The organism is Streptantibioticus silvisoli (assembly GCF_027947535.2).
Classification (GTDB): domain Bacteria; phylum Actinomycetota; class Actinomycetes; order Streptomycetales; family Streptomycetaceae; genus Streptantibioticus_C; species Streptantibioticus_C silvisoli.
On record NZ_JAAGKO020000021.1, the window covers coordinates 41,046 to 59,592 of the forward strand.

Below are 18,547 nucleotides of genomic sequence, written 5' to 3' on the forward strand. Positions count from 1 at the left end.
TGCTGCGTCCGGGTGACGTACGTCGCTGGCTCGCCTGCCGCACCGCCCGGCACGGAACACTAGAATCGGCGGGATCGACTTCGAACGGCACGCTCGACCAGCGACCAAGGAGGCACGGGTGCCGCTGCTGACCCGTATCAAGGGACCGCGCGACCTCGACCGGCTCACCCAGGAACAGCTGGTGGAGCTGTCGGCCGACATCCGCACCTTCCTCGTCGAGGAGGTCTCCAAGACCGGCGGGCACCTCGGCCCGAACCTGGGCGTGGTGGAGCTGACCATCGCCCTGCACCGGGTCTTCGAGTCGCCACGCGACACCATCCTCTTCGACACCGGTCACCAGAGCTACGTGCACAAGCTGCTCACCGGCCGCCAGGACTTCTCCCGCCTGAAGCGGGCCGGCGGCCTGTCCGGCTACCCCTCGCGCGCGGAGTCCGAGCACGACGTCATCGAGAACAGCCACGCCTCGACCGTGCTGGGCTGGGCCGACGGCATCGCCAAGGGCAACGAACGCCTCGGCCGCCGCGACCACGTCGTCGCGGTCATCGGCGACGGCGCGCTGACCGGCGGCATGGCCTGGGAGGCGCTGAACAACATCGCCGCCGCCAAGAACCGCCCGCTGGTCATCGTGGTCAACGACAACGAGTGGTCGTACTCGCCGACCATCGGCGGCCTCGCCGACCACCTCGCCACGCTGCGCACCACCGACGGCTACGAGCAGTTCCTGGCCCGCGCCAAGGAACTGCTGGAGCGCACCCCGGTCATCGGCCGCCCGCTGTACGAGACGCTGCACGGCGCGAAGAAGGGCCTGAAGGACTTCATCGCCCCGCAGGGCATGTTCGAGGACCTGGGCCTGAAGTACGTCGGCCCGATCGACGGACACGACGTGGCGGCGGTGGAGTCCGCGCTCCAGCGCGCCAAGCGGTTCGGCGGCCCGGTCATCGTGCACTGCCTGACGGAGAAGGGCCGCGGCTACACCCACGCCGAGCAGGACGAGACCGACCGCTTCCACGGCATCGGCCCGATCCACCCCGACACCGGCCTGCCGGTCGCCGAGGCCGGCCTGGACTGGACGTCGGTCTTCGGCGAGGAGATGGTCAAGCTCGGCCGCGAGCGCGAGGACATCGTCGCCATCACCGCCGCCATGCTCCACCCGGTGGGCCTGACCGGCTTCGCCAAGGAGTTCCCCGAGCGGGTCTACGACGTGGGCATCGCCGAGCAGCACGCCGCCACCTCCGCGGCCGGCCTGGCCACCGCCGGGCTGCACCCGGTGGTCGCGGTCTACGCCACCTTCCTCAACCGCGCCTTCGACCAGGTCCTGATGGACGTCGCACTGCACCGCTGCGGCGTCACCTTCGTACTGGACCGGGCCGGCGTCACCGGCTCCGACGGGCCCTCGCACAACGGCATGTGGGACATGTCGATCCTCCAGGTCGTCCCCGGCCTGCGGATCGCCGCCCCGCGCGACGCCGACCAGGTCCGCTCCCAGCTGCGCGAGGCCGTCGCGGTCCACGACGCGCCCACCGTGGTCCGCTACTCCAAGGGCGCGGTCGGCCCCGCCGTCACCGCGGTCGGCACCGTCGGCGGCATGGACGTGCTGCGCGCCCCCACCGGCGGCACCGACCCGGACGTGCTCGTCGTCTCGGTCGGCGCGCTGGCCCCGATGTGCCTGGAGATCGCCGAACTCCTCGACGCCCAGGGCATCTCCAGCACCGTCGTCGACCCGCGCTGGGTCAAGCCGGTCGACCCGGCGCTGCCCGGCCTCGCCGCCCGCCACCGGGTGGTCGTCACCGTCGAGGACAACGGCCGCACCGGCGGCGTCGGCAGCTGCGTGGCCCAGGCGCTGCGCGACGCCGACGTGGACATGCCGGTGCGCGACTTCGGCATCCCGCAGGAGTTCCTGGAGCACGCCTCCCGCAAGGAGGTCATGGCCTCCGTCGGCCTGACCGCCCCGGACATCGCCCGCCGCGTCACCGGGCTCGTCGCCCGCCTCGACGGCCGCGTCGAGGGCGTCACCACGGCCGGCGCCGTCCAGGACTGACCCGCCGCACTACCCCCGCCCCGGGCGGACCGCCAGTCCAGGTGGTCCGCCCGGGGCGTCTTCACCGGCGCCGCGCGTCGATCCGGGGCGCCCGCCCGGCGGAATGCTCAGATGGCCGCCTGCGCGTCCCCGCCGCCGGGCGGGGCAACCGCCGTGGAGGCACGCCGATGGGGACCCCGCCGCACCGTCCGGACGATCGCGCCCGCAGCCCGCTGCTGCGCACCAAGTCCGTCGAGCAGTCCATCCGCGACACCGAGGAGCCGGAGCACGCGCTGCGCAAGTCGCTGTCCGCGCTGGACCTGACCGTCTTCGGCGTCGGCGTGGTCATCGGCACCGGCATCTTCGTGCTCACCGGCCAGGTCGCCAGGTCCTACGCCGGTCCGGCGGTCGCGCTGTCCTTCGTCGCCGCCTCCGTCGTCTGCGGCCTGGCCGGGCTGTGCTACGCCGAGTTCGCCTCCACGGTGCCGGTCGCCGGATCGGCCTACACCTTCTCGTACGCCTCCATCGGCGAGCTGCCCGCCTGGATCATCGGCTGGGACCTGGTGCTCGAACTGGCACTGGGCTGCGCGGTGGTGGCCGTCGGCTGGTCGGGGTACATCCGCTCGCTGCTGGACACCGCCGGGGCGACGCTGCCGCAGGCGCTGTCGGGCACCAGCCCCGGCGGCGGCTTCGGCTTCGACCTGCTGGCCTTCCTGCTGGTGCTGGTCATCACCGGGGTGCTGGTGGTCGGCATGAAGCTGTCGGCCCGGGTGACGTCGGTCATCGTGGCCGTCAAGGTCGTGGTGGTGCTGATCGTCATCTTCGCCGGGCTGGGATACGTCAAGAGCGCCAACTACCACCCGTTCCTGCCCCCGGCGCAGCCCACCGGCGGCAAGAACGGCCTCGGCGCGCCGCTGGTGCAGCTGATGACCGGCTACACCCCGACCACCTTCGGGGTCTGGGGCATCTTCAGCGCGGCGGCGGTGGTCTTCTTCGCGTTCATCGGCTTCGACATCGTCGCCACCGCCGCCGAGGAGACCCACCGGCCGCAGCGCGACGTGCCGCGCGGCATCCTGGGATCGCTCATCATCTGCACGGTGCTCTACGTGGCCGTCTCGGTCGTGGTCACCGGCATGGAGAAGTACACCCGGCTGTCGGTCGACGCGCCGCTGGCCGACGCCTTCAAGGCGAACAACGCGCCGTTCTGGGCCGGGCTGATCAGCTTCGGCGCCGCGATCGGGCTCACCTCGGTCTGCATGATCCTGCTGCTGGGGCAGAGCCGGGTGTTCTTCGCCATGAGCCGCGACGGACTGCTGCCGCGGATGTTCTCCCAGGTCCACCCGAACTACGGCACGCCGTACCGCTCGACGCTGCTGCTCGGCGTCATCGTGGCGGTGGTCGCCGGGTTCACCAGCATCTCGGAGCTGTCGGAGCTGGTGAACATCGGCACGCTGTTCGCCTTCGTGGTGGTCGCCATCGGGGTCGTCGTGCTGCGCCGCACCCGGCCCGACCTGCCGCGCGCCTTCCGCACCCCCCTGGTGCCCCTGGTGCCGGTGCTGTCGGTGGCCGCCTCGCTGTGGCTGATGATCAACCTGCCGGCCGAGACGTGGCTGCGGTTCGGCGTGTGGATGCTCGTCGGCTTCGTGGTCTATTTCGCCTACGGCAAGGGGCACAGCCGGCTCGGCCGCGGCCGCTGACGAACGCCGGAGCGGTCCGGGCGGCGGTGCGGCCCGGCGGCCGGTGCGGTACCGGACCCGGTGGCACCGGCCGGTGCGACGCGGCTGGTGACCGGTGGGACCGGTGCGGCGGGCGGGACGGCGGCTCGTCCCGTTCGATGGTCTGGCACGGTGAACCGTGGGTAGGTTGGACCGCATGCCCGCCGCCGCACGCTCCCCCGGTATCACCAGGGCGAAACCGCCGATGCCTCGCGACGGCGGACCGTCGGCGGTCCTGAGGGCGGCGGTGCCGGCCGGACGGCACTACTGGCGCGGGCTGCTGCCGCTGCTCGCGGCGGTGGCCGCGCTGACCCACCTGCCGTCGTTCCTGCACGTGGTGTGGAACCCCGACGAGGGCTTCCTGGCCACCGAGGCCCGACTGCTGTCGCACGGCGGAGTGCTCTACCAGACGGTGGTCGACCGCAAGCCGCCGCTCGTCCCGTGGCTCTACGAGGGCGCCCTGCGGCTGTTCGGCGACACCTCGCTGTGGCCGCTGAAGGTCCTCGCGCTCGCCGCCCACCTGGCCACCGCCGCGCTGCTGGCCTCGCTGGCCCGGCGCCGCTGGTCGGACCGGGCCGGGGTGCTGGCCGGGGTGGGCTACCTGCTGGTCTCCATCGGCCTGGCGCCGGAGGACTCCCAGGCGGCGACGTTCGAGGTCTTCATGCTGCCGTGGACCGTCGCCGCCTTCTGGTGCGCCGACCGCCGCCGCTGGGCGCCGGCCGGGCTCGCGGTGGCCGGCGCGGTGCTGACCAAGCAGACCGGCGGCGCGGTGCTGCTGCCGGTGCTGTGGATGCTGTGGCGCAGCGGTCCGCACGCCCGGCGCGGTCGCGGAGCCGCGGCGCTGGCGGCGGGCTTCGCGGTGCCGCTGCTGGCCGCCGCGAGCGCCCTGGGCTTCTCCCGCTTCGTCTTCTGGACGGTCACCGGTTCCGGGTCCTACGTCTCCGCCTCCGGGGCCTGGCTGGCGGTGGCCGGCCGCGGCCTGGGCAACGCGGGGATCGTGGCGGCCGCCTGCGCCGGGTTCCTGGTGCCCGCGGCGGTGGCCGTGCGGCGCCGGACGCCCGGCACCGGGGACGGCGACCTGTGGGTCTGGCTGGCGGCCTCGGCGGTCGCGGTGGTCACCGGGTTCCAGTTCTACGGCCACTACTACCTCCAGCTGCTGCCGCCCCTGGTGCTGATCGGCGTCGCGGCGCTGCGCGGCCTGCCGCGCTGGCGCCGTCCCGCGCTGGCCTGGACCGCGCTGGCCGCCTGCGGCTTCCTGGCCTGGGGGCTCGCCGCCCCGCCCTCGGGGCTGAGCCACTCCGGTTCGGTGGCCGCCGCCGTCAGCGACCGCACCGCCCCCGGCGAGCGGGTCCTGGTGTGGGGCATGCACCCGGAGGTCTACTGGCTCGCGCACCGCCCGCCGGCCAGCCGGTACCTCACCGCCGGATTCCTGACCAACTTCAGCGGTGGCCGCGACGGCGCCCGGGTGGGGGAGCGGTACGCGGTGCCCGGCGCGTGGCAGACGTTCCGCGACGAGATGCGCCGGCACCCGCCCGGCCTGGTCGTCGACGACTCCCGCGGCCAGCCCTACGGCCCCGCCCAGGTGCCGGCCTTCCGCGACCTGCTGCGCCGGCGCTACCGCCCGGTCGCCACCTGCGACGGCGCGGTGCTGTACGCCCTGCGCCGCTGAGACGGCACCGGCGGCGGACCCGGGCGTCCGTCAGCTCCGGACCGCCTTCGGGCCGGCGCTGACGGCGCCGTGCACCCGGGCGCGCTCGCGCAGGGCGCGGTCGGCGGTGATCAGCAGCACCGGGCGGCCGGGGTGGTCGTGCGCCGCGCGGGCGATCAGCTCGACCATGTGGTCGTCACCGCTGCCCGGCGCGGACGCCACGGCGACGCCGTCGACCGGCGGCACCCCGCGGGCGGCGCCCTCGACGACCAGCAGCAGCTCCAGCGGGCCGTGGCGGGCGAACCGCGGCACGTCGGCGCGTTCCGGCAGACCGCTGCCGGCCAGCGGTGCCAGCGCGTCGCGCAGCCGGACCGTGGCCGCGTGCCGGTCGCGCCACCAGCCGTCCGGCACCGAGCCGACGGTGTTGGCGGCGTCGACCACGACCAGCGGCAGAGGGTCCATATCCCTACCCTGCCAGACGGGCCGTTAAGCCGACGGTGGTATACAGGCGCGGTACGTCTGACGGCAGGACGCAGGAAACGATGGGACGCGTGATGGCAGAGTCCAAGGGGTCGCAGGACGCCAAGGGGCAGCAGCAGCCGACGCCTTCGGGCACGGCCGGCGCCCGGCGCACCGGTTGGAGCCGGTGGCGGCCCTACTCGACGGCGATCGTCGGTGTGGCGGCGGTGTTCGCCGTCTCGGCGGTGATCGGCTCGCACGTACGCGGCGGCGAGACCACCAACGTCAAGATCCCCAACGGGATGCCCTCCACCGCACCGCAGGACCTCGCGGTCCCGGTGAAGCCGGCCGTTCCGGTGACGGTGACGGTCTACGAGGACCTGCGCGACCCGCAGTCCAAGGCCTTCGCCGAGCAGTGGAAGCCGACGTTCGACAACCTCCTCGACTCCGGCCGGGCGGAGATCGCCTACCGCCTGGTCACCACCAGTGACACCGCGCACGGCGGCAAGGGCGCGCTGTACGCGGCCAACGCGGCCGCCTGCGCGCAGGACCAGGGCAAGGCGCAGTTCGTCTCCTACGTCAACGAGCTGTGGAAGAAGCAGCCCGCCGACATCACTGACGACAAGTTCGCCAGCCTGCCCTACCTGGAGAAGCTCGGCCACCACGTGCACGACATGCAGGCCAGCCTGTTCGTGCCGTGCGTGCAGAGCCTCGACCACCAGGGCTGGGTCCGCGCCTCGCAGGCGGACTACACCAAGGCCGGCCTCGGCGCGGTGCCGGTGATCCAGATCAACGGCACCACGGTGAACCCGCTCCAGCAGCACCTGACCCCGGCGAAGCTCGACGCGCTGGTCAAGAAGGCCCTCGGCCAGGTGATGGCCAGCGCCTCGCCCACGCCGGCCGCCTCCTGACCCGGCACCGCCGTACGACGGCCCCCGCGCCCGGCGCGGGGGCCGTCGGCCGTTCCGGGGCCCGGTACGGCCCCTGACAGCGCCAGGGGCCGTCCGTGGGGATCAACTCCCTCACGGACGGCCCCTGTTGACGTTGCGCCCGGCACGGCGCCGTACAGCGCCCCGCACCGGCCGTCAGGCCGTCAGGCCGGAACGCTGGCCACACCCGGCGCCAGGAACGGCTTGCCGTTGACCCGCTGCGAGACGCCCTCGCGGTCCAGGTACGGCGTGATGCCGCCCAGGTGGAAGGGCCAGCCGGCGCCGGTGATCAGGCACAGGTCGATGTCCTGCGCCTCGGCGACCACGCCCTCCGCCAGCATCAGGCCGATCTCCTGCGCGACCGCGTCCAGCACCCGCGTGCGCACCTGCTCCTCGTTCAGCGCGGTGCCGCCCTGGGTCAGCAGCGCCAGCACCGACGGGTCCAGCTCCGGCTTGCCGGAGTCGTGCAGGTAGAAGCCGCGCTTGCCCGCCTCCACGACCGCCTTGAGGTTCGGCGAGACGGTGAAGCGGTCCGGGAAGTGGCCGTGCAGCGTCTCGGAGACGTGCAGGCCGATCGCCGGGCCGACCAGCTCCAGCAGCACCAGCGGCGACATCGGCAGGCCCAGCGGCTCGATGGCGCGCTCGGCCACCGCGATCTCGGTGCCCTCGTCGATGACGTTCTGGATCTCGCCCATGAAGCGGGTCAGGATGCGGTTGACCACGAACGCCGGGGCGTCCTTGACCAGCACCGCGGTCTTCTTCAGCTTCCTGGCGACCGCGAACGCGGTGGCCAGCGAGGAGTCGTCGGTGCGCTCGCCGCGCACGATCTCCAGCAGCGGCAGGACGGCGACCGGGTTGAAGAAGTGGAAGCCGACGACCCGCTCGGGGTGCTTGAGCTGCGAGGCCATCTCCGAGACCGACAGCGAGGAGGTGTTGGTCGCCAGGATCGCGTGCTCGGAGACGACCGCCTCGACCTCGGCGAACACCTTCTGCTTGACGCCGATCTCCTCGAAGACCGCCTCGATGACGAAGTCCGCGTCGCCGAACGCGGCGGCCTTGTCCAGCGAGCCGCTCACCAGGCCCTTGAGCCGGTTGGCCCGGTCGCTGGTGATCCGGCCCTTCAGCAGCAGCTTGTCGATCTCGCCGTGGACGTAGCCCACGCCCTTGTCGACCCGCTCCTGGTCGATGTCGGTGAGCACCACCGGCACCTCCAGGCGCCGGGCGAACAGCATCGCCAGCTGCGAGGCCATCAGGCCCGCGCCGACCACGCCGACCTTGGTGACCGGCCGCGCCAGGCCCTTGTCCGGCGCGCCGGCCGGCCGCTTGGCGCGCTTCTGCACCAGGTTGAACGCGTAGATGCCGCTGCGCAGTTCGCCGCCCATGATGAGGTCGGCCAGCGCCTCGCTCTCCGCCGCGAAGCCCGCCTCCAGGTCGGCGTCCTTGGCGGCGGCGATGATGTCCAGCGCCTTGTAGGCGGCCGGGGCCGCGCCGTGCACCTTGCTGTCCGCGACGGCCCGGCCGTGCTCGACGGCCTGGTCCCAGGCCGCGCCGCGGTCGATGTGCGGGCGCACGACCTCCAGCTCGCCGCGCAGCACCGCGGCGGTCCACAGCAGGGACTGCTCCAGGAAGTCCGCGCCCTCGAAGATCGCGTCGGCGATACCGAGCTCCTGGACCTGCTCGCCCTTCAGCTGGCGGTTCTGGTTCAGCGAGTTCTCGATGATGACGCTGATCGCGCGCTGCGGGCCGATCAGGTTCGGCAGCAGCACGCAGCCGCCCCAGCCGGGCACCAGGCCGAGGAAGACCTCCGGCAGTGAGAACGCCGGCAGCGCGGCGGAGACGGTGCGGTAGGTGCAGTGCAGCCCGACCTCGACACCGCCGCCCATCGCGGCGCCGTTGTAGTACGCGAAGCTGGGCACCGTCAGCTGCGACAGCCGCTTGAAGACGTCGTGGCCGCCCCGGCCGATGGCCAGCGCGTCCTCGCGGCGCCCGAGCAGTTCGACGCCCTTGAGGTCGGCGCCGACCGCGAAGATGAACGGCTTGCCGGTGATGCCGACGCCGACGATCTCGCCGTCGCCCGCCTCCCGCTCGACCTGGTCGATCGCCGCGTCGAGGTTGGCCAGCGACTGCGGGCCGAAGGTGGTCGGCTTGGTGTGGTCCAGGCCGTTGTCCAGCGTGATCAGCGCGAACTTCCCGCGCACGTCGGGCAGTTCGAGGTGGCGGACGTGGGCGCTGGTGACCACCTCGTCCGGGAACAGCGCGGCGGCGCCCTGCAACAGCTCAGCGGTGGTGGTCACTTGCCGGCCCCTTCGAAGTGCGGGTTCTCCCAGATCACGGTGCCGCCCATGCCGAAGCCGACGCACATCGTGGTCAGGCCGTAGCGCACGTGCGGGTGGTCCTCGAACTGGCGGGCCAGCTGGGTCATCAGCCGGACCCCGGAGGACGCCAGCGGGTGGCCGTAGGCGATCGCGCCGCCGTACTGGTTGACCCGCTCGTCGTCGTCGGCGATGCCGTAGTGGTCCAGCAGCGCCAGCACCTGCACCGCGAACGCCTCGTTGACCTCGAACAGGCCGATGTCGTCGATGGTCAGACCGGCCTTGGCCAGCGCCTTCTCGGTGGCCGGCACCGGGCCGACGCCCATCACCTCGGGCTCGACACCGACGAACGCGTAGGACACCAGCCGCATCCGCACCGGCAGGCCCAGCTCGCGCGCCACGTCCTCGGCGGCCAGCAGCGAGGCGGTCGCGCCGTCGTTGAGGCCGGCGGAGTTGCCGGCCGTCACGTTGCCGTGCGGACGGAAGGGGGTCTTCAGACCGGCCAGGTTCTCCAGCGTGGTGCCCGGCCGCATCGGCTCGTCGGTGGTGGCCAGGCCCCAGCCGGTCTCGCCCGCCTCCGCGCCGGTGCGCCGCACCGCGATCGGCACCAGGTCCTTCTGGATCTTGCCGTCGGCGTACGCCTTGGCGGCCTTCTCCTGGCTGCGCACGGCGTACGCGTCGGCCCGCGCCTTGGTGATGTGCGGGAAGCGGTCGTGCAGGTTCTCCGCGGTCATGCCCATGAACAGGGCGGACTCGTCGACCAGCTTCTCGGAGACGAAGCGCGGGTTGGGGTCCACGCCCTCGCCCATCGGGTGGCGGCCCATGTGCTCCACGCCGCCGGCCACCACGACGTCGTACGCGCCGAAGGCGATGCCGCCGGCGGTGGCGGTCACCGCCGTCATCGCGCCGGCGCACATGCGGTCGACGGAGAAGCCGGGTACGGAGGTCGGCAGGCCGGCCAGGATCCCCGCGGTCCGGCCCAGGGTCAGGCCCTGGTCGCCGATCTGCGTGGTGGCGGCGACCGCGACCTCGTCCACCCGGGCGGGGTCCAGGTCCGGGTTGCGCCGCAGCAGCTCCCGGATGCACTTGATCACCAGATCGTCGGCCCGGGTCTCGTGGTAGATGCCCTTCGGGCCCGCCTTGCCGAACGGGGTGCGGACGCCGTCGACGAAGACGACATCCCTAGCGGTACGCGGCACGTTTGCTCTCCTCCAGGTGCGGGGGCGCTGCGGGAGCCGTCGCGGCGGCTCACCCTCATGCTACTCGTGGGTAACCAAAGTGCCCAGTCCCCCCACCGGGAGCGGTGAACGTCACATCGCGGCACCGCCCGCCACGCCTACCGCCAACGTATGCCCAGCAGGCCGCCGCGCAGGCGTCCCGGGCCGCGCACCGCCGCCCGATCAGTCCTCGGCGGCCGGTGCCACCGCGCCCAGCGCCTCGGTGATCAGCTCCGACACCAGGCCGATCTGCCAGCGCCGCGCCCCGCGCTCCGCCAGCCGTTCGGCCACCGCCTGCGCACTCGCACGCGCGGGCGGCTCCCAGCACACCCGGCGCACGCTGTCCGGCGCGATCAGGTTCTCCTGCGGCATGTTCAGCTCCTCCGCCAGCGCGCTCACCGCGGCCCGGGCCGCCGACAGCCGGGCGGCGGCGGCCGGATCGCGGTCCGCCCACGACCGCGGCGGCGGCGGCCCGGCCGGCGAGGCGCCGGTCTGCGGCAGCTCCCGCTCCGGCAGTGCCCTGGCCCGGTCCACCGCGGCCTGCCACCCGTCCATCTGGCGCCGGTTGACCCGGCCGCCGAAGCCGGGCAGCGCGGCCAACGCGTGCGCGTTGAGCGGCATGGCCAGCGCGGCCGCCACGATCGCGGCGTCGGTCAGCACCCGGCCGGGGGAGACGTCCCGCTCCCGGGCGATGGCGTCCCGCGCGTTCCACAGCTCCCGCACCGCGCCCAGTTGCCGGCGGCGGCGCACCTTGTGCATGCCGGAGGTGCGGCGCCACGGGTCCACCCGCGGCGCGGGCGGCGGTGCCGCGGCCAGCGCCGCGAACTCCTCCAGCGCCCACTCCAGCTTGCCCTGCGAGCGCAGCTCCTCCTCCAGCGCGTCGCGCAGGTCGACCAGCAGCTCCACGTCCAGCGCCGCGTACCGCAGCCACGGCTCGGGCAGCGGGCGGGTGGACCAGTCGACGGCCGAATGCCCCTTCTCCAGCGCGAAGCCGAGCACGCTCTCCACCATCGGGCCCAGGCCCACCCGCGGGAAGCCGGCCAGCCGCCCGGCCAGCTCGGTGTCGAACAGCCTGGTCGGCCGCAGCCCGATCTCGTACAGGCACGGCAGGTCCTGCGAGGCGGCGTGCAGCACCCACTCCTCACCGGCGATGGCGTCACCGAGCGACGTCAGGTCGCCGCCGCACGCGATGGGGTCGACAAGCGCGGTCCCTGCACCGGCCCGGCGCAGCTGGACCAGATAGGCCCGCTGTCCGTACCGGTAGCCGGACGCCCGCTCGGCGTCGACGGCGACCGGGCCGGTGCCCGCGGCGAAGGCGGCCACCACCTCGGCGAGCGCCTCGGCGCTCGCGGTCACCGGCGGAATCCCCTCGCGCGGGTCCAGCAACGGGACCGGCGCCGGGGTTGCTTCGCTTGCTGCGGTCTCTCGGGCGTCGGTCACCCGTCAAGGGTAGCCGGGCGTCCGGCGCGCTGACCGCCGGAACGGCCGGACGCCCGCAGAGCGAAACGTTCCGTCTGCGGGCGTCCGGCCGAAGAAGCGGTGATCGGTCAGTGAATGATCCCGGTGCGCAGGGCCACCGCCACCATCCCCGCCCGGTCGCCGGTGCCCAGCTTGCGGGCGATCCGGGCCAGGTGGCTCTTGACGGTCAGCGCCGACAGGCCCATCGAGACGCCGATCGCCTTGTTCGACTGGCCCTCGGCGACCAGCCGCAGCACCTCCACCTCGCGGCCGGACAGCTCCCGGTAACCGCCCGGGTGCCCCGGCGCGCCCGGCGGGCGGCGCTGCATGCGGGCCCCGGGGGCCCCGATCGGCGCCGCGCCGGGGCGCTGCGCCAGACCGACGTTGGTACGGGTACCGGTGACGACGTAGCCCTTGACGCCGCCGGCGAGCGCGTTGCGCACCGCGCCGATGTCGTCGGCGGCCGACAGCGCGAGGCCGTTGGGCCACCCCGCCGCCCGGGTCTCGGCCAGCAGGGTGAGCCCGGAACCGTCGGGCAGATGGACGTCGGCTACGCAGATGTCGCGTGGCGTGCCGACCCGGGGGCGGGCCTCCGCGATCGAGGACGCTTCGATCACGTCACGGACTCCGAGCGCCCACAGATGCCGTGTCACGGTGCTGCGGACGCGCGGGTCGGCGACGACGACCATGGCCGTCGGCTTGATCGGGCGGTAGGCGACCAGGCTTGTGGGGTGGTCGAGAAGAACCGACACCGGGCCTCCTGTGGGGGGTGGCGGAAAGGGCTCCGGCGAGGAGAGGGAGGGGGCCGGAATTTCCGCGAGGATTAGGGTCACAGTCCTCTTCGGCACTCACGGAACCCGGCTTTAGAGAAGAATCGCGATTTATTCCGTAATGTTTCGCGCACGGCCGCCGGTCAAATGATCGATCACCGTCCCGGAAACGACAAATGGCGCCACCGGAGTGATCCGACGACGCCACCCGCGCGACCCCCGGCGCGTCGCGCACCGGATCCGCGCCCCGCCGGGCAGTCGTCCCCCGGGCGCGGACGGCCGCGGAGCGGGACCGGAAACGGCGCGGGCCCGGCCGGAGCCAGTACGGGGGGGACGGTGCGGGACGGGAGCGCAACGGGATCGGGGCGGATGCGCAAGAGGTGCGGGACCGGCCGCGATCAGTGCGCGACGGATGCGCGACGGGTGCGCAACGGGTGCCGGACGGGTGCCGGACGGCGCCGTAAGCCGTGGCTCAGCGCGGGCCGCGGCGGTTCGGCAGGGAGACCACCGAGCCGGAGCCGCCGTCGCCCTGGGCCGGCGGCAGGCCCGCGCCGGTGCACAGCAGCTCGCACCACGCCGCCAGGTGCGCCGCGGTGTCCGGCACCCCGGCCGCGCCGGCCACCGGCGTCCACGAGGCGCGTACCTCGATCTGGGTGGAGTCCGCGCGGTCGGAAAGCGCACCGAAATGGTGCGAGGAACTGCGCGAGACCGTGCCGCCCGCCTCCTTGTACTCCGCGCCGCGCGCCGCCAGCGCGCCGGTCAGCCACGACCAGCACACCTCCGGGAGCAGCGGATCGGCGGCCATCTCCGGTTCGAGCTCCACCCGTGCCAGCGTCACCACCCGGAACGTGCCGCCCCAGGCCGCCGGCGCCGCCGGATCGTGCAGCAGGACCAGCCGCCCGTCCGCCAGCTCCTCCTCGTCCTCGGCCGCCACCTCGGCCTCCAGCGCGTACGCGTACGGCGCCAGCCGTTTGGGGGCCGGCATCGGCGCGAGCGTCACCTCCGGCCGGGGCCGGGCGCCCAGCAGCGCGTCCACCGCCTGCCGGAAAACCACGGGTGCCTCGTCCCCGTCCGGGAGCTGTCCCTGAGCCGCTGCCATGCCCGGAAGACTAGGCCGCCCACCGGCCGAGCGCGGGGAGGAGGCCGGGCGTGGCGGGTCGCCCCTTCGGCCCATGCGAAAATTCCCCCGTGAGTGCTGACGAGCGTGCCGCCGACCGTCCCATCCCGAACCCCGCCACCGCCGACTCGGCGTTCCTGCGCGCCTGTCGCGGCGAACCGGTGCCGCACACCCCGGTGTGGTTCATGCGCCAGGCGGGCCGCTCGCTGCCGGAGTACCGCGAGCTGCGCAGGGGCACCGCCATGCTGGAGTCGTGCATGCGGCCCGACCTGGTCACCGAGATCACCCTCCAGCCGGTGCGCCGCCACCACGTCGACGCCGCCATCTACTTCAGCGACATCGTCGTACCCATCAAGGCCATCGGCTTCGACATCGACATCAAGCCCGGCGTCGGCCCGGTCGCCCCCGACCCGATCCGCAGCCTCGCCGACCTCGACCGGCTGCCGCTGCTGGAGCCCGGCCACGTCGACTACGTCACCGAGGCCATCGGCATGCTCACCGCCGAACTCGGCGCCACCCCGCTGATCGGCTTCGCCGGCGCGCCCTTCACCGTCGCCAGCTACCTCGTCGAGGGCGGCCCGTCGAAGAACCACGAGCGCACCAAGGCCATGATGTACGGCGCCCCCGACCTGTGGGCCGCGCTGCTCGACCGGCTCGCCGACATCACCGCCGCGTTCCTGAAGGTCCAGATCGAGGCCGGCGCCTCGGCCGTGCAGCTGTTCGACTCCTGGGCCGGCGCCCTCGCCCCCGAGGACTACCGCCGCTACGTGCTGCCGGCCTCGGTGAAGGTCTTCGACGCCGTCGCCTCCTACGGCGTACCGCGCATCCACTTCGGCGTCGGCACCGGCGAGATCCTCGGCCTGATGTCGCAGGCCGGCGCCGACGTGGTCGGCGTCGACTGGCGCGTCCCGCTCGACGAGGCGGCCCGCCGGGTCGGCGGCGGCAAGCCCCTGCAGGGCAACCTCGACCCCGCGGTGCTCTTCGCGCCGCGCGAGGCGGTGGAGACCAAGACCCGCGAGATCCTCGACGCCGGCCGTGCCGCGCCCGGCCACATCTTCAACCTCGGCCACGGCGTGCTGCCCGACACCGACCCGGAGGTGCTGACCCGGCTGGTCGACTTCGTCCACACCACCACGCGGACGAGTGCCGTCCACGCCGGCTGAGGGCGGGGCACCGTGGACGACATGAGAGCGAGCAGGCGGCCGCTGGGCCGCGTCGTGGTCATCGGCGGCGGCATCTCCGGGCTGGCCGCCGCCCACCGGCTGGCCACCGCCGGCGCCTCGGTGACCGTGCTGGAGGCGTCCGGCCGGCTGGGCGGCAAGCTGTACGCCGACGAGATCGCCGGCGTACCGGTCGACCTCGGCGCGGAGTCGATGCTGGCGCGGCGCCCGGAGGCGGTCGCGCTGGCCCGCGAGGTCGGCCTCGGCGACGACCTGCTGGCACCGGCCACCACCCGCGCCGCGCTGTGGACCCGCGGCCGGCTGCGGCCCATGCCGCGCGGCCACCTCATGGGCGTGCCCGGCGACCTCGCCCCGCTGTCCGCCTCCGGCGTGCTGTCCCCGGCCGGGCTCGCCCGCGTCCCGCTCGACCACGTCCTGCCGCGCACCAAGGTCGGCGAGGACGTCGCCATCGGCGAGTACGTCGCCGCCCGCCTGGGCCGCGAGGTCGTCGACCGGCTCGTCGAACCGCTGCTCGGCGGGGTCTACGCGGGCAACGCCTACCGCATCTCGATGCGCGCCGCCGTCCCGCAGCTGTACCGGGCGGTACGCGAGCAGCGCTCCCTCATCGAAGGCGTCCGGGGCGCCATGCGCCGCGCCGCGGCCGCCGCCACCACCCCGGACGCCCCCGTTTTCATGGGCATCCGCGGTGGCATCGGACGGCTGCCGCTCGCCGTCGCCGACGCCTGCCGCGCGGCCGGCGCCGAGGTGCGCACCGGCGCCCGGGTCACCGCGCTGCGCCGCACCGCGCACGGCTGGACGCTGCGGATCGACGGCGGCACCGCCCCCGGCGCCCTGGAGGCCGACGCGGTGGTGCTGGCGGTGCCGGCGCCGGCCGCCGCCCGGCTGCTGGCGGCCGAGTCGCCCACCGCCGCCGCCGAACTCGACCGCGCCGAGTACGCGAGCATGGCGCTGGTCACCATGGCGTTCCGCAAGCGCGACCTGCTCAACCTGCCCAGCGGCAGCGGCTTCCTGGTACCGCCGGTCGACCGGCGCACCATCAAGGCGTCCACCTTCTCCAGCCGCAAGTGGGGCTGGGTCGCCGACGCCGGCCCCGGCACCTTCGTGCTGCGCACCTCCGTCGGCCGGCACGGCGAGGAGGCCGACCTGGCCTGGGACGACACCGACCTGGTCCGGCTGTCGCGCAAGGACCTCGGCGAGGCGGCCGGCGTCACCGCCGCGCCGGTGGCCGCCCGGGTCACCCGCTGGACCGGCGGCCTGCCGCAGTACCCGGTCGGCCACACCGCCCGGGTCGCCCGCATCCGCGAACAGGTCGCCAAGCTCCCCGGCGCGGCCGTGTGCGGCGCGCTCTACGACGGCGTCGGCATCCCGGCCTGCGTGGCCTCCGCGCACCGCGCGGCCGGCGAGGTACTCGACGCGCTGGCCGCCCGGACCCGGTCGGCCGGCCCTGACGACGGCACAGGAGAATGACGGCATGACCGAGAATGCTGACGGGACCGCCAAGGCGCCCAACGCGGGCAAGAAGGCCCGGGACCTCAACGACGTGATCCGCTACACCCTCTGGTCGGTCTTCAAGCTGCGCGACGTGCTGCCGCAGGACCGCACCGGGTACGCCGACGAGGTCCAGGAGCTGTTCGACCAGCTCGCCGCCAAGGACGTCACCGTCCGCGGCACCTACGACGTCTCCGGGCTGCGCGCCGACGCCGACCTGATGATCTGGTGGCACGCCGAGACCTCCGACGAACTCCAGACCGCCTACAACCTCTTCCGCCGCACCCGGCTCGGCCGCCACCTCGAACCGGTGTGGTCCAACATGGCGCTGCACCGCCCGGCCGAGTTCAACAAGTCCCACGTCCCGGCGTTCCTCGCCGACGAGGACCCGCGCGCCTACGTGAGCGTCTACCCGTTCGTCCGCTCCTACGACTGGTACCTGCTGCCCGACGAGGACCGGCGCCGGATGCTCGCCGACCACGGCAAGATGGCCCGCGGCTTCCCCGACGTGCGCGCCAACACCGTCGCGTCGTTCTCGCTCGGCGACTACGAGTGGCTGCTGGCCTTCGAGGCCGACGAGCTGTACCGCATCGTCGACCTGATGCGTCACCTGCGTGCCTCCGAGGCCCGGATGCACGTCCGCGAGGAGGTGCCGTTCTACACCGGGCGCCGCCGCTCGGTGGCTGAACTCGTCACAGGACTGGCGTAACCTTCGCCTGCACGGGAAGTGCACCGGGGAGCCCAGGGGTTTCCCGGGCAATCCGGTGCCGACTCTGGCGGTGCGGCCACGGGCGGACCACACTGGCGCGGCATGGGGGCGGACACGGAACGCGACAACGGCAGGCACTCCACGGACACCGTGGACGTGCTCGTCATCTGCGGCGCGGCGGGCGTCGGCAAGACCTCCACCGCCTACGAGGTCTCCCTGCGGCTGGCCGAGGACGGTGTCGAGCACGCCCTGGTCGACTGCGACGAACTCGACCGCGTCCACCCCTGGCCGGTGCCGGGCCTGCCCCGGTGGGAGATGGCCCGGCGCAACCTGGCCTCGGTGTGGGGCAACTACGCCGAACTCGGCCACCACCGCCTGGTGCTGTGCGGCGTCTTCGCCGACCTGCGCCACGAACTGCACTGGATCGCCGACGCCGTCCCGGACGCCGCGTTCACCGTGGTCCGCCTCACCGCCAAGCTCGGCGTCCTGGAGACCCGGGTGCGCCGCCGCGAGATCGGCACCGCGGCGGACGACCAACTGGTGCGCAGCACCCGCCAGTCGCGTGACATCGCGGTCTTCGACCCGTCCGGCACCCTGACCGTCGCCACCGACGGGCTCACCGTCAGCGAGGTCTCCCGCCGGGTCATCGCCCTGTGGCCCGCCCTGCCGCCCGGCAGCCGCACCGCACCGCCCGGCACGTGGTGACCGCGCCCGCCCGTCTCCGCCGGCCGGCCGGCGCCGTCCGCGACGCCGTCAGGAACGCAGCGCCGGGTGGTCGGCGATCACCGTGGCCGAGCCCGGCGCGATCTCGGTGAACCCCGCGTCGCGCACCAACGGCAGCCCGGACGCGGTCAGTTCGGCCCAGCGCGTGGCGCTCGCCGTGCGCACCGCCAGCGCGAAGCCCTGATCGCGCCACACCGTGCGCTCCTCGTCCGACAGCTCCCACCACGCCAGCTGCGCCGCGTGCCCGGTCTGCGCCATCGCCTTGCCCGCCGACATCTCCACCCGCGGGTTGAGCCACAGCACCGGCAGCTCCGGAACGAGCAGCGTCCCGGCCGCCGACGGATGCGGATCGCACAGCTCGGTGCCCGACACCTGGAGCTTCGCCAGCTCCTTCGGCCAGCCGTCCAGCGGGATCGGCGGATAGACCCGCACCAGCGCCTCGCGGCCGCCCACCGTGATGCCCGGCAGCGCCTCCGCCCTGCGCCACTCCGCACCTCGCGCCCGCCGCACCACCTTGCGGATCCGCGCGTCCTCCCAGTCCCGCCGCGCCGGCGCCCACTCCCCGTCGCCCGTCGTGCGTTCGTCCGACAAGAAGGTGAGCACCGCGCGGGCGGACGTCTCCAGGGCATCGGTGCGGGCCGGGGGAGCCTCGCGTTCGAGGCGGACCACGAGCGGCAGGACGAACTGCGGCGCCGCGTCCCGGTCGGCCGCGGTGGCGGCCTCGGCAGCGGCGAATGGGTCAGTGCTGGTCACCGGGCCAGCATGCCACGGGCCGTAGCACGAACGAGTGAAGCCCCCCGAGCC

15 protein-coding genes are annotated in these 18,547 nt (G+C 73.9%); 8 read left to right on the plus strand and 7 right to left on the minus strand.

The window, feature by feature from the left end; genetic code table 11:
* Positions 1–118: 118 nt before the first annotated feature.
* The 3 genes from dxs (at position 119) to POF43_RS15850 (ending at position 5,401) form a co-directional block, all read left to right on the plus strand.
* Positions 119–2,038: a 1-deoxy-D-xylulose-5-phosphate synthase gene (gene dxs / locus POF43_RS15840; protein WP_271313722.1), complete on the plus strand. Its 1,920-nt coding sequence runs from the start codon at positions 119–121 to the stop codon at positions 2,036–2,038.
* A 167-nt stretch (positions 2,039–2,205) separates the two neighbouring features.
* On the plus strand, positions 2,206–3,714 hold the full coding sequence (locus POF43_RS15845) for an amino acid permease (RefSeq protein WP_271322461.1): 1,509 nt from the start codon (positions 2,206–2,208) through the stop codon (positions 3,712–3,714).
* A gap of 175 nt (positions 3,715–3,889) precedes the next feature.
* Positions 3,890–5,401 (plus strand): ArnT family glycosyltransferase, encoded by a 1,512-nt coding sequence (locus POF43_RS15850; protein ID WP_372516024.1) that lies wholly within the window; start codon positions 3,890–3,892, stop codon positions 5,399–5,401.
* A 30-nt stretch (positions 5,402–5,431) separates the two neighbouring features.
* On the opposite strand, the gene POF43_RS15855 is transcribed toward POF43_RS15850, so the two are convergent.
* Entirely contained in the window at positions 5,432–5,842 is a 411-nt protein-coding gene (locus POF43_RS15855) for an NTP pyrophosphohydrolase (RefSeq protein WP_271322460.1), read from the minus strand.
* A 92-nt stretch (positions 5,843–5,934) separates the two neighbouring features.
* On the opposite strand from POF43_RS15855, the gene POF43_RS15860 reads away from it, so the two are divergent.
* Entirely contained in the window at positions 5,935–6,750 is an 816-nt protein-coding gene (locus POF43_RS15860; protein ID WP_271313725.1) for a thioredoxin domain-containing protein, read from the plus strand.
* Between the two features lie 182 nt (positions 6,751–6,932).
* On the opposite strand, the gene POF43_RS15865 is transcribed toward POF43_RS15860, so the two are convergent.
* From POF43_RS15865 to POF43_RS15885, 5 genes are all read right to left on the minus strand, one after another.
* Positions 6,933–9,062: a 3-hydroxyacyl-CoA dehydrogenase NAD-binding domain-containing protein gene (locus POF43_RS15865; RefSeq protein ID WP_271313726.1), complete on the minus strand. Its 2,130-nt coding sequence runs from the start codon at positions 9,060–9,062 to the stop codon at positions 6,933–6,935.
* Positions 9,059–10,279, minus strand: a complete 1,221-nt coding sequence (locus POF43_RS15870; RefSeq protein WP_271313727.1) for a thiolase family protein — start codon at positions 10,277–10,279, stop codon at positions 9,059–9,061. The genes POF43_RS15865 and POF43_RS15870 overlap by 4 nt, the downstream gene beginning before the upstream one ends.
* Before the next feature lie 201 nt (positions 10,280–10,480).
* Positions 10,481–11,737 (minus strand): HRDC domain-containing protein, encoded by a 1,257-nt coding sequence (locus tag POF43_RS15875; protein ID WP_271313728.1) that lies wholly within the window; start codon positions 11,735–11,737, stop codon positions 10,481–10,483.
* 107 nt (positions 11,738–11,844) lie between these two features.
* Entirely contained in the window at positions 11,845–12,507 is a 663-nt protein-coding gene (locus POF43_RS15880) for a LuxR C-terminal-related transcriptional regulator (protein ID WP_222977281.1), read from the minus strand.
* 490 nt (positions 12,508–12,997) lie between these two features.
* Positions 12,998–13,624 carry a DUF3000 domain-containing protein gene (locus POF43_RS15885; RefSeq protein WP_271322459.1) on the minus strand — a complete coding sequence of 209 codons (627 nt, stop codon included), beginning with the start codon at positions 13,622–13,624 and terminating at the stop codon, positions 12,998–13,000.
* An 89-nt stretch (positions 13,625–13,713) separates the two neighbouring features.
* Between POF43_RS15885 and hemE the strand changes: the two genes are divergently transcribed.
* The 4 genes from hemE (at position 13,714) to POF43_RS15905 (ending at position 17,725) form a co-directional block, all read left to right on the plus strand.
* Positions 13,714–14,805 carry a uroporphyrinogen decarboxylase gene (gene hemE, locus POF43_RS15890; RefSeq protein ID WP_271322458.1) on the plus strand — a complete coding sequence of 364 codons (1,092 nt, stop codon included), beginning with the start codon at positions 13,714–13,716 and terminating at the stop codon, positions 14,803–14,805.
* Positions 14,806–14,826: 21 nt separating this feature from the next.
* Positions 14,827–16,290 carry a protoporphyrinogen oxidase gene (gene hemG / locus POF43_RS15895; RefSeq protein ID WP_271322457.1) on the plus strand — a complete coding sequence of 488 codons (1,464 nt, stop codon included), beginning with the start codon at positions 14,827–14,829 and terminating at the stop codon, positions 16,288–16,290.
* Positions 16,291–16,294: 4 nt separating this feature from the next.
* Positions 16,295–17,020, plus strand: coding sequence for a hydrogen peroxide-dependent heme synthase (hemQ, locus tag POF43_RS15900; protein WP_271316961.1), 726 nt, complete (start codon positions 16,295–16,297; stop codon positions 17,018–17,020).
* A 102-nt stretch (positions 17,021–17,122) separates the two neighbouring features.
* Positions 17,123–17,725: an ATP-binding protein gene (locus POF43_RS15905; RefSeq protein WP_271316960.1), complete on the plus strand. Its 603-nt coding sequence runs from the start codon at positions 17,123–17,125 to the stop codon at positions 17,723–17,725.
* A 48-nt stretch (positions 17,726–17,773) separates the two neighbouring features.
* On the opposite strand, the gene POF43_RS15910 is transcribed toward POF43_RS15905, so the two are convergent.
* The gene (locus POF43_RS15910; protein ID WP_271316959.1) at positions 17,774–18,496 is read right to left on the minus strand and encodes an aminoacyl-tRNA hydrolase; all 723 of its coding nucleotides are present in this window, start codon (positions 18,494–18,496) and stop codon (positions 17,774–17,776) included.
* Positions 18,497–18,547 lie beyond the last annotated feature (51 nt).